At 40.1% G+C, this 13,842-nt stretch carries 10 protein-coding genes; 3 read left to right on the top strand and 7 right to left on the bottom strand.

All coding sequences use genetic code 11. From position 1 onward, the window contains the following. Window positions 1-175 precede the first annotated feature (175 nt). A complete protein-coding gene (locus K8P02_RS08700; protein WP_025866437.1) occupies window positions 176-1,468 on the top strand; it encodes an LruC domain-containing protein in 1,293 nt (430 codons plus the stop codon). A 212-nt stretch (window positions 1,469-1,680) separates the two neighbouring features. Here the strand turns inward: K8P02_RS08700 and K8P02_RS08695 are convergent, their stop codons facing one another. The 7 genes from K8P02_RS08695 to K8P02_RS08665 all read right to left on the bottom strand — a co-directional run bounded on the left by K8P02_RS08695 (window position 1,681) and on the right by K8P02_RS08665 (window position 10,616). After that, window positions 1,681-2,790 (bottom strand): glycosyltransferase family 4 protein, encoded by a 1,110-nt coding sequence (locus K8P02_RS08695; protein ID WP_025866436.1) that lies wholly within the window; start codon window positions 2,788-2,790, stop codon window positions 1,681-1,683. A 17-nt stretch (window positions 2,791-2,807) separates the two neighbouring features. Next, window positions 2,808-3,974 carry a glycosyltransferase gene (locus tag K8P02_RS08690; RefSeq protein ID WP_025866435.1) on the bottom strand — a complete coding sequence of 389 codons (1,167 nt, stop codon included), beginning with the start codon at window positions 3,972-3,974 and terminating at the stop codon, window positions 2,808-2,810. Between the two features lie 18 nt (window positions 3,975-3,992). After that, window positions 3,993-4,898 carry a glycosyltransferase family 2 protein gene (locus tag K8P02_RS08685; RefSeq protein ID WP_044157808.1) on the bottom strand — a complete coding sequence of 302 codons (906 nt, stop codon included), beginning with the start codon at window positions 4,896-4,898 and terminating at the stop codon, window positions 3,993-3,995. Then, a complete protein-coding gene (locus K8P02_RS08680) occupies window positions 4,889-6,253 on the bottom strand; it encodes an O-antigen ligase family protein (protein WP_044157805.1) in 1,365 nt (454 codons plus the stop codon). Before K8P02_RS08680 ends, K8P02_RS08685 begins: the two co-directional genes overlap by 10 nt. Next, on the bottom strand, window positions 6,237-8,477 hold the full coding sequence (locus K8P02_RS08675; protein ID WP_025866432.1) for a GumC family protein: 2,241 nt from the start codon (window positions 8,475-8,477) through the stop codon (window positions 6,237-6,239). Before K8P02_RS08675 ends, K8P02_RS08680 begins: the two co-directional genes overlap by 17 nt. An 11-nt stretch (window positions 8,478-8,488) precedes the next feature. After that, the gene (locus K8P02_RS08670; RefSeq protein WP_025866431.1) at window positions 8,489-9,238 is read right to left on the bottom strand and encodes a TolC family protein; all 750 of its coding nucleotides are present in this window, start codon (window positions 9,236-9,238) and stop codon (window positions 8,489-8,491) included. Window positions 9,239-9,362: 124 nt separating this feature from the next. Continuing rightward, a complete protein-coding gene (locus K8P02_RS08665; protein WP_122202153.1) occupies window positions 9,363-10,616 on the bottom strand; it encodes a BamA/TamA family outer membrane protein in 1,254 nt (417 codons plus the stop codon). Window positions 10,617-10,847: 231 nt separating this feature from the next. On the opposite strand from K8P02_RS08665, the gene K8P02_RS08660 reads away from it, so the two are divergent. Next, window positions 10,848-12,251, top strand: coding sequence for a C1 family peptidase (locus K8P02_RS08660; RefSeq protein WP_025866430.1), 1,404 nt, complete (start codon window positions 10,848-10,850; stop codon window positions 12,249-12,251). 229 nt (window positions 12,252-12,480) lie between these two features. After that, window positions 12,481-13,830 (top strand): Na(+)-translocating NADH-quinone reductase subunit A, encoded by a 1,350-nt coding sequence (locus K8P02_RS08655; protein WP_223382222.1) that lies wholly within the window; start codon window positions 12,481-12,483, stop codon window positions 13,828-13,830. Window positions 13,831-13,842: the final 12 nt, after the last annotated feature.

The raw sequence follows: 13,842 nt of genomic DNA, 5'->3' as shown, positions 1-13,842 counted from the left end.
ATAGTTGGTTTTAATAGAGTGTACGAAAATGGTTTCGGCCCCAGTAGCGGAAAATCCGAGTGAGTGGACGAACTCGTGTTTCTATTTTGAATAAAATAATCAACTTTTATAAATAGAATATACAACAAAATACCTATCTTTGTGTCCTAAAACAAAACAACTTTATAATTAAGTAATGATGAAAGTAAATTATTGGGTATTGTATTCCTTGTTTGGAATAGCTTTCACGTTTACCGCTTGTGTAAATGATGGTAAAGACTTATCCCTGCCTACCGATCTGGAGGAGAAGACTGCAGAATTAAATATTCCTGCTGATTTTGGTTGGATTGTAACGCGTGGTGTGACCCTTGAAGTAAATGCTCCCGAAGAGTCTGTACTTTGGGTCTATGCTGATGCCGACTGTTCGGAATCCTCTTTGAAAGCTAAACTCTCTGTATTTCCAGAACAGGTAACGCGAGTAACAGTAGATATTCCTACTGCCAACAATGTACTCTATTTGGAGTATCCCATTAGTGCAACCGAAACCAAAGTTGTAAAAGTAGACTTGGCAGAAGTCATACCGTCAAGTCGTGCCGCTAAAGAAGAAACAATTCTGCCTGTTGGAGAAAATATGCTGTACGGAATGTATCATTTTGAAGTAGGAAAGGATGAAAAAGGATTAGCCGTTATTATTAATTCCGGAACATTGGTATTTGAAGATAGCTGGCCAGATTTAGGCGATTATGACTTTAATGACCTGGTAGCCGATTACTCCATTGCAACTCATGTTTCTACCGGAAATGAAGCGCAATATCAGAATGAACGTATAGATGTATCAGTAACAATTCGTGCTATCGGAGGTAATCTCCCATCTAAACTCGGATTAACTTTTACGGGTAATATTTACGGGCAACTACTTCAACGCCACATCGCTGACTTTGAAGATGTAACACAAAACGGGCTCACTGTGAAACTTGCCGATAATGATCAGGGCGATGTTGCTCCTGTCTTCCTGATAGAAGGACTGAAAGAGTTGAAAAATGGAAAAGACTTTTATAATACAGAAGAGCATAATGTTCAGAAGGCAGCTACTGTGAATTTCTCCATTTATACAAAGAAGGGTGGAAGTGCCGAAGCAAGTACCGGTTTTGCTCAGGCATCCAGTGTTATAAATCAGGATCTTTTTCTTGTTACTACGAGAAATCGTGAAATACACTTGCGTGGCTATCAGCCTACATCCCTTTACACTGCTTATACAACTGATGCAGCTACCAGCAAAGATATTGTGATGAATCCGGATATGGCATATTCAACAGATAAGAATTTGGTATGGGGAATGAAAGTAATAAAAGATTTTCAGTTTCCTCTTGAAAAGGTAGATATAAACAAAGCATACAAGGGTTTTAAGGCTTGGGTTGAGTCTAGTGGAGATGACTTTTATGCAAATTGGTACAAGAATCCTGTAACTGGACAAGTAGCAACTTGGTAAATGAATTATGAATTATGATTTATGCCATGTGGTATATAGCGCTAATAAATCATAATTCATATAACTCTCTCATGGCTTTCCTATGCTTCTGTAATTATTCCGCACCTGCGTCGGTGTATATTGCTTTGACCGATATTTCAATTCTGTTCCGTACAACTTTTCTATCAATCAGGAGAAGTACTGTGCAGAGTGATCGAACAACTCTCCATCCTTTAAAGTAGGTATATTTTCTGCAATGCTTCCGCACTTTTTCTCCAGGAAAACTGTTTAACGCGTTCTAAACCATAGTTTACTTGTTGATAATAGAAATTCTCATCTTCTTCGAGCAATAATAGCTTTTGAGTGATATCATTCTCATCCAGTGGATTGGCAAGTAATGCTCCTTCGCCGGCAATTTCGGGCATGGCCGAAGTGTTTCCTGCAATAATGGGTGTACCACATGCCATAGATTCGAGCATAGGAATACCGAAGCTCTCACGTAATGAAGGATATAAAAAAGCGAAAGCGCCATTGTATAAGGCTGGTAAATCGGTATTCGGTATATAGCCTGGGAAACTAAGGTATGGTTTTATTTCAGCAATTCCTTCGGTCGAAAGAATTTTATCTATAGCATCTTCTTTTAAGTCGGCTATTAGCAGAGAGCGTTTGCATTTTGATTTTTGCAGATACCGACTATACGCTCTAAGTACACGCGGAGTATTCTTTTTGGGATCTGTATTTCCAAGAAAGAAAAGGTAATTATCTGCCGGAATATATTTATGTGTAATTTCTGGTGCTGGTGAAAGTGGGCGGAAGTGGGGGCTATATCCATTATAAACTGCTTTCAAAAGATTTTGGGGAAGTTCTAATGCTTCGCGGATACGATTACATTCAAAATTGGATACAGTAATTATTTTTTTGCATCTCTGTAGAATGCGTGGTACCACAAGACGACGGTAATGCCATCCCATTTCCTGATACAGGGAACGACTGGATGATTGTCGCTTTTCCAGAAATATAATGTCATGTAGTGTCAGAATAAGTGGTACAGGACACCAGACGGGAGCTGTATTACTGGTACAGTGTAGAAGATCTGGGCGGATACGTGCTACAGCACGTGGCAGTGCTATCTGTTCCCATAGAGGATAAGAAAGACAATGGAGTTCAATGATGTGAACATTGTCCGATTCATCCAGACAACGGTCTGGTCCTGGACTGACGAGAATAAAATATTCGTTATCGTGATCTATCTTCTGTAACTCCCTGATTGTTTCCAGAGCTACAAAATCCATTCCGTGCTTGTTAGGTCGGAATATCCGTTGGGCTTCAATAGCGATTTTCATGATTTATGTATTATGATTTATGATTTCTTTGCCTCTTCTCCATGTTCCGTATGGATGAATTGTCGGTTTGCACCTTTTAGCTTCAATAGATTTCCTGTCATTATGAACACCAGTTGGGGAATTTTGAAAATAGCCTTTAATAATTGTTTATTATACAATCTTTTGGGAATGGGCAACAGCATAGCTGCTATCTGGGCAAGAGTAAGGATCCCCCATTTGATACCTGCTTCTGTAGGATTAATGATAAGTGCTACTAGCGTAAAGCCAAAAACAGCTGCTATTTGTAACAACCGTGGGGGAAGTATCCACTGAAAAATTTTATCACAATAGTCCAGATTGCCCTGTAATAATGCTTTGGGTAAGTCGGGCAATACAGTAATCAGTGCACCAAATTGAGCTGCGATCCAACGTTTGCGTTGTTTCTTAATGGTAGCCGCTTGCTGGGTTTTTTCATCATAAACAGGTAGCTGTTGTAAATATCCGGTATAAATACGTTGTTTCAAGAGCAATGTTTCCAGTTCTTTATCTTCACCTGCTGTTTGTAATGATTTTACGTTTTTTCGAAACCATTCTGCATCGAATGCCATACCAGAACCTGAGAGACTGGCTGAAAGTCCGACAGCATTGTGCCCTTTACGGAAAATACCATTATTAATTTCTTCACTCACAGAATCAAGAATGGCGATATCTGTATTCAGATTCTTACCGGTACGGCGTGCTTGTACTGCATGTAGACCCGTATCGAAAGCACGGTTTATCTGAGACAGAAAATCTGAAGTGGTTATATTGTCTGCGTCCAATATAGCTACAATGTCATAGGCTTCATCGGCAACAGTATTCATTGCCAGTATGAGAGCTTTGGCTTTGGAACTCTCTGCATAATCGGCTTTTAACAAGCAAATAGGTAACTGGCTTAGTGTCTCGTTTGTTTGGGGTTGCATCTGATCAGAGATAACAATGACGTCATACAACTCTTTCGGATAATCTTGTCCGAGAAAATTTTGTATAGCATTTACAATCACACGATCTTCCTTATATGCAGGGAAGAGTACAACAAAACGCCTCTGCTTGTGTGGAAGAAGATAGTGTGGTGAACGATAAAAGCACGAGGCTATAGCGTAGAATAATAAATAACCTACGCAAAATGCCAATGGAATGAACAATATCCAGTCAATAATAGTCATGAATGTATTCATAGGCTTTTAGTTTGTTTTATTGGGTAAAACGATGAATGCAAAAACTCCTTTCCATACGGCTCCGGCCAGTTTTCCACGACGTTGTAAGAGGAATTGTAGGCTGTTTTTGGTGGCAGCAAGTGTCATTTGGTAAATCAGTGATAACAGACGGACAGGGCCTTGCAGGTTACGCCAGGCATAGAGAAGACGATTGCGGGTCAGGTAGTAAGTTCGTAACGTACTAAACTGTCCGGTACTCTGACTCTCTTTATGAAATACAGTGCAACGCGGTTCATACCATAGTGTATATCCACCACGGGTCATGGCTGTGCACCAGTCCAATTCTTCGTAATAGAGGAAGTAGATTTCAGGCATCGGTCCGATACGCTCTATTACTTCACGCTTGATAAGCATAGCAGCTCCATGCAGATAAGGGCTGGGATGGGCTATATCGAACTCTCCATTATCCGTACAACCACAGCCGATTCCTTCATTTCGCAATGTGATGGTGCTTAATGCTGTGAAACCGGCAAACTGAATGTGTTGTGGAGTAAAAGCAAAACGTATTTTGGGAGATACGGCACCAATTTCAGGTTGGCTTTCGATACGTGCGATAAGAGTCGGTAGCCCATCCTCCATGAGGTAAGTGTCATTGTTTATCAGGAAGATATACTGGCCTGTAGCAGCTTTTATACCAAGATTATTGCCACCAGAAAAACCTGAGTTCTGCTGGCTGCGGATAGTCGTAACCCAGGGATAGCGGGATTTAATAACGGCCGCTTCGTCCTGACTGGATGCATTATCGACAACAATGATTTCATAACTTACTGAATGGATCACATTATAAAGTGATTCGATCAATGCACATGTATCTGCCAACCCGTTATAGCAGATGGTGATAAAGGATATTACTGGTGTGTCTTTTATATCCATATATTGACTTTATCTTTCTTTTTTTTCTCTTTATCTTCTTTCTCCTTTTTCTCTTCTTGCTGCATTACTTTGTCTATGTATGGACCCGCAAAACAAAGGGCAAATCCGGTATATACAATGATGGAGTTGGGATATTGCATTATATCATTAGCATATGCTGCGACGAAGAAGCCAGCATTCATACAAAGCCAGGCAGCCAAGAGCCCGCGTAGACGTTTATTCATTATTCTGAATAATAATATCCAGGAACACCAAGCAAAAAGTACACCATGTATGACAAGATAGAGTACTAAACCAACGATACCCGTTTCTATCCATACGCTAACCAGCCAGGAATCAGGAGGATAAGGCATTAATTCTTTGGGAGCAAAACGTTCACCTTTTGAAAGACTGATACCGTAACCAAAAGGGCGTTCTGCCATAAGTTCTTTCATTTTTTTTCTATTTTCTACGCGTACCAGATAAGAAGCATCTTGAGTAGGACGGAAAGCTGTTCGCATTTTACGAATATATTGATTGCTATCTCCAATATTTGTAAAATAGAAAAAAGAGAAAACTCCAATGACTGTAATAAGGCTGATACTGATATTTTTCCAGTTTTTAGAAACAAGTGCATAGGTGATGATACCAGCCAAAGGTACAGCTACGGCTGCACGTGTTCCCGATATTCCAATACCATAAATAGCTCCTAACGTAATTATTATGTAGTAAATCTTCATCCAGAAGCGGCGGACGAAAAAAGCAGAAATAGCAAAAGTAGTAGCAGCCATAGCTGAATGAACCCCATAATTGGCTGCATCAGAAAAAAGGGAAAAATAGCGAATGCCGGACCATATGATATGTGTACGGAATCCTCCTAAAACATAGAGAAAATAACGCTCGCGTTCATTGAATCCATGACTTTTCTGCCAATATCCTTTGAAAGCAGCGAGCAGTACAAATAGAGACCAAATGAATAATATCCATTCGATACCTTTACGGTCACGAATGGCAACAGGGACTACCAAGGCAAGAGCAAAAGGGTATACCCAATAATGTGTAATACCGATATTCCATGCTTCTTGTACATTATTGGGATTACCTATCTCGAGTAGGTAAAACACACCTGACAGGGAAAAGAGAAGTACCATCCCGTTTCGGGCACGAGATAGATCATAGCCTTGTGTACTACAACGTATCAGGATGAATGGAGTCATGACAAGTACCAACAATAATGTACAAACACCTGTTTTGACATTCATGAACATGCTGGCAACTAATATCAGGAATTGAAGAGAGAACAACACATAGAAACTGGAGGCTGAATGGTTGTCTCTTGAGTTATATTTTATTTCATCTTCATTCATCATCGTCATCGTTGTCTGTGCTGGCAATGACAGGACGTGTTTTTTGCTTTTTCTTCAAGTAACTTCTCCAGTGAATGAAACTTTCGGTTAGAGCCAACTGTGACAACCGATAAAGCAATTTTCTCAGTGGAGTATAAGGTGGGAGCATACCTGTGAAATTTTCCATATCATACCTTGGAGCACGATTCAGACAGATGTATGGTTTATCGCCAATTTGTGATTCAAGTTTGTGTAACAGTATTCTGTCAGTAGATTTCCAACCATAATCAGCCGAAACAATCATAAGGTTCAATTGAGCATTACGGAGCAATGGAGTAGGTATGTTGTATTGACTCAATTCCGGATATTCTACTATGAGAATGTCTTCGTTATCAGGAGTATATAATTCGCTCACATTACTTGCAAGCATATAACGTGAGGAGTTTGGTACATAGTCTACCTCTGGTGAGAGACGACGTACCTTTAATCCGATACTAATCCAATATTCTTCAAGATGCTCACCGATATATGATTTACCGTCTTTTTCGCGTACGCTGAGCAGGTTGAGTATATAAGGTTTACCATCTTCTTTTTGGGTAAAGAAGCGAAAGACTCCATTACTCAAATTACGGGTTGAAATATTTTCGTATGTTTTACTATAAGGAGTAAGACGTGTATTGTTTGGGAAATCACTTAGTACCGGACAACCTGTTAATTTACGGGTACGTACTGAATCACGTAGGGTACGATCTATAAATTCAATCAGCAGAAAGAATCCTGTTAAGAATAAGAAACTACCTAAAAAAGCCATGTAGATAATTTTCCTACGGTTTGTAGATTCTGTAGATATAGGATAAGCTGGTGGATTAAGCACTTTTAGGGCAGCTGATGTCATTTCAAGGTTCTTTTTACGCATCAGAGCATCATTATAACTTTTTAGGTTGGTCAAATAGCTTTGTTCAGAGAAGTTGATTACACGTTCTTTACGTTTCAGAGTAGTACCTACAGGAGCAAAGAATTGATATTTGTCATTAAGATCAATACGGCTCTTTTGTGCTATTTCAAGTTCTGCTTTAGCTTTTTCATACAGAAGAGTTTGGTCAAGCCATTGCTCAACAATATTATTCCGGGCAAGTCCGCTTTTAGAATATTTATCACCTATATATTGATTAGAAATATTAGATAACTCTTTTCTGGTTTCTGTTAATTTATTTTTGTATTCTGTTAATTGCTCATCAGAAGTAGCCTCTTTCTTAGAAATTGTTTCCATTTCTGTAATTTTCCCGGTCAGATCAGAGGCCAGTTTAAGCTTATCTACCAAATTCAAATTTGTGATAGCTTGGCGGGTATTATTGTCCATTTGTTTCTCGAGTTCTTCAAGCATAGCTTTAGAACTATTATAGCTAAATCTTATATCTTGTTCTCTAAGCTCAAACTCTTTGTTGATGGCGGCAATCTCTTTCGTTTCATCATAATAGTTTATAATGCGGTTATCTACATTATATTTAGTAAGGTCATCCTCATGATTTGTAAGTTCATTTCCAATACGATTTAACTCAGACCTGAAATATTCAATAACCTTATCTGTTTCTCCATAGCGTAAGATACGATATTCATTAACAAACTCTTTCATTAGAATTTCAATTGTGTTATAGGTAATACCAGGATCTCCTGAAGAGTAGTTGATTTTCAATAAATCACTATTACCTAAACGTCCGACTTGAATTCTTTTTAATGCACCATAGCTGTAGTATGGATGTTGGTAATAGAAAAGGCCATATATATAGTTATTCTTATCCGGTTTCTCATATTTGAGGAAGTTCTCCATGGTTTTATCCTCGCTGTTTTTGTCTATAAGCGCTATTAATTCTTTACCATGAGGACTATTCTTCATGTGATTATAGGTATAATTATAACTGGCAGATGTTATTTCATTTTGATCCTTATTAGGGTCTCCTTTTACTAATATACGTGCGAAAAGTCGCATAGATACACGCTTGAGAGTACTTTCCGACTGGATAATATTAATAAGGTTATCAATCGCATTTTGGGCGATGGCCCAGTTGACACCGGCATTGTTTTCTTCAATACCATATCCCGATACTACACCAGTGTAGAGAGTAGCTTCTACATTATAACTACCCCGCATACCTTTGGTTTTATAAATAACAATAGTAGTAAAAAGAGCTGTTCCCAGGATTATCCACCAGCGTTTACGGTATAGAGCACGAAATATATAAAGTATATAGTCCATAAAATGTTTTTTTATTTTCGTAAAATAGGGGTGCGAGTAATAACTTCAAGAATCATTAGACTTTTGGTAAGTTCAAATTTGCTCTTTTCATAAGCTTCCATTGCAGTGGATTGGCGCTGTTTCTCTATAGATAGCTGTCCGGAGTCAATGGCTCCGTTAGTAAAATCTTTTTCTGCTATTTCATATTGTAAAGTAGCAAGTTCTAAAGCTTCGGCTCGTAGTTTTAAGACACTTAGTTGTGAGTTTGCAGTAGCATACAGATCGATTATCTCTCGTTTCATTTCCTCATACTTCACTTCTTTTTCCAACATGGCGCCTTTTACTGCAAGTTTCTGTCGGTTAACACGAGCTTTCAAATCGAAAAGACCGTCTAGGGGAATGTTAACTCCTGCACCAACAGTATAACCTCTTTGTGCCTGAGTTGTATAAGTAAGATAAGGAGCAATGGCAACATCCGTATATGTGCCTTCATTACCAAACATACCGTATTGATAACTACCTCGTAGACTGAAGAAGTTAAGAATAGCTCGTTTCTCTTTCGTTAATAACTTACGCTCTATTTCTTCCTTTACTTGAGCGAGTTCATAAGTAGGAGCACCTTTTGCATTCTCAAATAGTAAATCAAGCGAGGGTAGGGTTATTTGGATGTAATCTGTTAACTCCGTTTTGGAATAATCATTCATCTCTTGTGCCTTCACTAACGAAGGCACTGTACAAAGAAGAAGTATAGAAAAAGAATATAGACAGCAAAAATGCTTCATAATTATCCTAAATTGCTTGTATTTAATTGTGTAATCTACCGCAAATATAGATAATTATTTTATTCTGTGCTCTTTATGCTTCTTCTATTTTCTTTTTTTAATTAAAAACGGAGATAGCCTTCGTTTAGAAGGCTTCTGTCATATTGAAGTAGAACAGATTTTGTTTATTCACCATATTACGGCCGATGTCGAGGCGGACGTTCATACGGGGCTGCACTTCGATACGTAATCCGACTCCGGCATTGGGCAATACACCTTCGATTTTAGTAGGATTAGGACCCATGAAACCGCATCCGCCCCAAGCTACAAAGCCGATATGGCTGACCATCTTCTTTATCCATGTACTCTTGTCTGTGTTAAACATCTGGCGATACTCACCCATAATGACGTGAGAAGATTTATCCCGATACTGTCCCATGTAATAACCGCGAAGGTCAAATGGGGTTCCACTGAGGGCATACTTATTCAGAGGTACATCTCCAAATACATTTTTGGTTTGTGCAGTCCAGGCGATCACCTTACGGCGGCCTACTGTTTTGTATTGGCGATAGTCTATTTCAAGACGATAGAATTCGTTGTCACTACCGAAAAACTTTTGATACATGACACCGCGGAAATCAAGGTAAATACCCCGGTATGCATTAGCTGGAATATCACGTGTATCATACGTCAGCAGGAAACCAAGACCGGAACTCAGGTTACTGTAACCATGAGCTGTTCCGCCGGCTTCAATATAAGAAGGCTGGTCTACAAGGTATTTTGCAGGTTTGCTCATTTTATCGTAATTGATATCTATCTGCGGACCTGCAAAGAAATTACTTTCGCCCAGACGGAAAAGGAACCAGGGGTTGATCTGCATACCACTGTAACGATACTGACTGGTGGTGTCACTACGTACATAATCTTTATTGGTGGTGTAGCCTATGCCATAGAAATTCTCCTGTGTATTTTTATAGCTGAACTGTCCGAAGATACGAAAACGGTCACCTTTGAAAAATAACTGAGGTTTGGAGAAGAGATTTAGCCCGCCATTGAACATAAAGGCAATAGCCATAGGTACAACAGAGCGCTGCTGTGTGGTATCACTGGGATTTATACGGAAAGTCATGAGAGCACTACCGCCAATCAGAAAACCAAAATCCGGAGTGTAACTCGGACCACCCAGAATGTTATAGTGGAGATTTCGTTTCGCCACATGCAATCGGCGTAATTCACGTTTGGAAAGTTTAGGAAGGGTATCCTGTTTCAGACTGTCGGGATTAAATACTGTATTAACTTCCAGTTTGCCGTCTTTTAAAAATGTGATGCCCTCTTCTTGTGCCAGAAGAGTAATGGCGGGAATGAACGCCAGGCATATACCTATTATATATCTTTTCATATTCTCGTTATGAATGAGGGTGCAAAGAAAACTGTTTTATTCGGAATAGTTTCCAGTCGAATAGGTAATAAATCTAAAGGAATGGATAAAAATTCCAAAAAAGGATACTAATTTTGCAAAAGGATAATGTGTTAATGTGCCAATCTGCCAATTACCGTGCGGCATCATAGCGCAGCCAATTGGCATATTGGCACATTACACATTGGCATATTATTTAATACATTAATATATATGAATAAACGAATTTTGTCATTATTTGTTCTGAGTGCTGCCCTTTTTTCTGTGCAGGCACAGCAGGACAAGGGTGGAATCAGCAGTGAGATGCTGAATCAGATTAAACAGAGTTACCAGGGAACAAGTGCAGATAAGGCATTGCGCAATGCTATTGGTAGTAATGATATCCGCAAACTGGCTTTGAATCAGGATAATATGACGGGGCTGGATACTTACTTCTCTATCAAAGTAGATTCCAAAGGGATTACCGATCAGAAGTCATCGGGGCGTTGCTGGCTTTTCACCGGACTGAACGTAATGCGTGCCAAAACGATTGCAAAGTATGGGTTGACTTCGTTTGAATTCTCACAGACCTATCCATTTTTTTATGATCAGTTGGAGAAGGCTAATCTTTTCTTGCAAGGAGTGATTGATACGCGTGAAAAACCGATGGATGATAAGATGGTGGAATGGTTGTTCCGCAATCCTTTGAGTGACGGTGGGACATTTACCGGAGTTGCAGATATTGTGGGGAAATATGGATTGGTCCCCAAGGGAGTGATGCCTGAAACAAATAGCAGTGAGAATACGGCACGAATGGCAAATCTGATATCACTTAAACTGCGTGAATTTGGTTTACAATTGCGTGAACAGGCTTCGAAAGGGGCGAAAACTGCTGCTCTTGCGAAGAGTAAAACAGAGATGCTGGGTACTGTTTATCGCATGTTGATATTAAATTTGGGTGTCCCTCCTACAGAATTTACATGGACTCGTTACGATGCCAAAGGGAATCCGGTGGAGACAGAACGGTACACTCCAATGTCTTTCTTGAAGAAATACGGAGATGAGAATCTTATCAATAATTATGTGATGTTGATGAACGATCCGAGTCGTGAGTATTACAAATGCTATGAAATAGATTTTGATCGACATCGTTATGACGGACATAACTGGACATACGTCAATTTGCCGATAGAGGAGATTAAAGAGATGGCTATTGCTTCATTGAAGGACAGCACAATGATGTATTTCTCTTGTGATGTGGGTAAGTTCCTGAACTCAGATCGTGGACTTCTTGATGTTAATAACTATGACTATGACTCTTTAATGGGTACTACGTTTGGTATGGATAAAAAACAGCGTATTCAGACTTTTGCCAGTGGCTCAAGTCATGCAATGACATTAATGGCTGTTGATATCAACAAAGACGGAAAGCCTGTGAAATGGATGGTTGAGAATAGTTGGGGCGCAAGTTCCGGCTATCAGGGACATCTCATTATGACGGATGAGTGGTTTAATGAATATATGTTTCGTCTGGTAGTGGAAAAGAAATTTGCCACGCCAAAAGTCATGGAAATTCTAAAACAGAAGCCTGTTCGTCTGCCGGCATGGGACCCGATGTTTGCACCGGAAGAGGAGTGAGTAGCGATTAGTGAGTAGTGATAAGCGATTGGTGCCATGCGGCGTAATAGCGCAGCTACTAATCACTTATCACTACTCACTAATCGCTACTCACTATTCCCTTTCTCGTGTACGTTAACGAAAGGAATTACGGAAAAATCTCCGTAATTCCTTTCTTTTTTCCTCTTATTTCACATTATTATTTATTACTTTTGCGGGCAAATTATGAAACCATTATTTTATATAACACATGGCAAATGTAATAAAGTTACGTAAAGGCCTTGACATCAACCTGAAAGGCAAAGCTGCTGAAGAGATAGCTGCAGTGAAGGAGCCGGGATTTTACGGACTCGTACCCGACGACTTTCCTGGAGTGACCCCTAAAGTGGTAGTCAAAGAGCAGGAATATGTGATGGCTGGAGGACCCTTGTTTATTGACAAGAATCATCCTGAAGTGAAATTTGTTTCACCCGTTAGCGGCGTGGTAACAAGCGTGGAACGCGGTGATCGCCGTAAGGTGATGAGTATCGTTGTGGAAGCCGCTGCAGAGCAGGACTACGAAGAGTTCGGAAAGCAGAATGTTGCCCAGCTGAATGCTGACCAGGTGAAAGAATTGTTGCTGCAGGCAGGTATGTTCGCTTTCATCAAGCAACGTCCTTACGATGTGATTGCTGATCCGACCATTGCTCCCAAAGCAATTTTCGTTTCTGCATTCGACAGTAATCCATTGGCTCCTGAGTTTGAATTCGCACTCAAAGGAGAAGAAGCTAATTTCCAGACGGGTCTCGACGCATTGGCTAAGATGGCTAAAACTTATCTCGGCATCAGTCTAAAGCAAAAATCAGCAGCCTTGACACAGGCAAAGAATGTCACTATCACCGCTTTCGACGGACCAAATCCCGCCGGAAATGTAGGTGTGCAGATCAACCATGTTGCTCCTATAGTAAAAGGTGAAACAGTATGGACTATTGACCCGCAAGCCGTGATCTTCATTGGACGACTGATGAATACAGGGCGCGTAGATATGACTCGTACGGTTGCCATAACGGGTTCTGAAGTACTGAAACCTGCTTATTGTAAGTTGCGGGTGGGTGCATTGCTGACCAATGTCTTTGCCGGAAACGTAACAAAAGATAAAGAATTACGCTATATCAGTGGCAATGTGCTGACTGGTAAGCTGGTATCTCCGAATGGCTTTCTTGGCGCTTTCCATAGCCAGGTAACAGTTATCCCCGAAGGGAATGATATCCACGAAATGTTAGGATGGATCATGCCGCGTTTCAATCACTTCAGTGTACACCGTTCTTACTTCAGCTGGTTGATGGCTAAGAAAGAATACACAATGGATGCACGTATCAAAGGAGGGGAACGTCATATGATCATGTCCGGCGAATACGATAAAGTATTTCCAATGGACATTCTGCCCGAGTTCCTTATCAAGGCAATCATTGCCCAGGATATCGACCGTATGGAAGCACTTGGTATCTACGAAGTAGCTCCGGAGGACTTTGCCCTGTGTGAGTTTGTAGATTCATCCAAACTGGAGCTGCAACACATTGTCCGCCTCGGACTGGATATGCTCCGTGCCGAAATGATGTAAGCATTGAGGTAT

Origin of the sequence: Bacteroides nordii, assembly GCF_019930665.1 — a bacterium.
GTDB classification, from domain to species: Bacteria; Bacteroidota; Bacteroidia; order Bacteroidales; family Bacteroidaceae; genus Bacteroides; species Bacteroides nordii.
Note: the sequence above shows the minus strand (reverse complement) of the source record. Positions and strands in the feature narration are given on the sequence as shown.

Bases quoted from the DNA above. Each gene is read 5' to 3' on its own strand.
- K8P02_RS08695 (WP_025866436.1), bottom strand. From the start codon at position 2,790: ATGAAAATCGCTATTGAAGCCCAACGGATATTCCGACCTAACAAGCAC.
- K8P02_RS08700 (WP_025866437.1), top strand. From the start codon at position 176: ATGATGAAAGTAAATTATTGGGTATTGTATTCCTTGTTTGGAATAGCT.
- K8P02_RS08665 (WP_122202153.1), bottom strand. From the start codon at position 10,616: ATGAAAAGATATATAATAGGTATATGCCTGGCGTTCATTCCCGCCATT.
- K8P02_RS08685 (WP_044157808.1), bottom strand. From the start codon at position 4,898: ATGGATATAAAAGACACACCAGTAATATCCTTTATCACCATCTGCTAT.
- K8P02_RS08675 (WP_025866432.1), bottom strand. From the start codon at position 8,477: ATGGACTATATACTTTATATATTTCGTGCTCTATACCGTAAACGCTGG.
- K8P02_RS08655 (WP_223382222.1), top strand. From the start codon at position 12,481: ATGGCAAATGTAATAAAGTTACGTAAAGGCCTTGACATCAACCTGAAA.
- K8P02_RS08660 (WP_025866430.1), top strand. From the start codon at position 10,848: ATGAATAAACGAATTTTGTCATTATTTGTTCTGAGTGCTGCCCTTTTT.
- K8P02_RS08690 (WP_025866435.1), bottom strand. From the start codon at position 3,974: ATGACTATTATTGACTGGATATTGTTCATTCCATTGGCATTTTGCGTA.
- K8P02_RS08670 (WP_025866431.1), bottom strand. From the start codon at position 9,238: ATGAAGCATTTTTGCTGTCTATATTCTTTTTCTATACTTCTTCTTTGT.
- K8P02_RS08680 (WP_044157805.1), bottom strand. From the start codon at position 6,253: ATGACGATGATGAATGAAGATGAAATAAAATATAACTCAAGAGACAAC.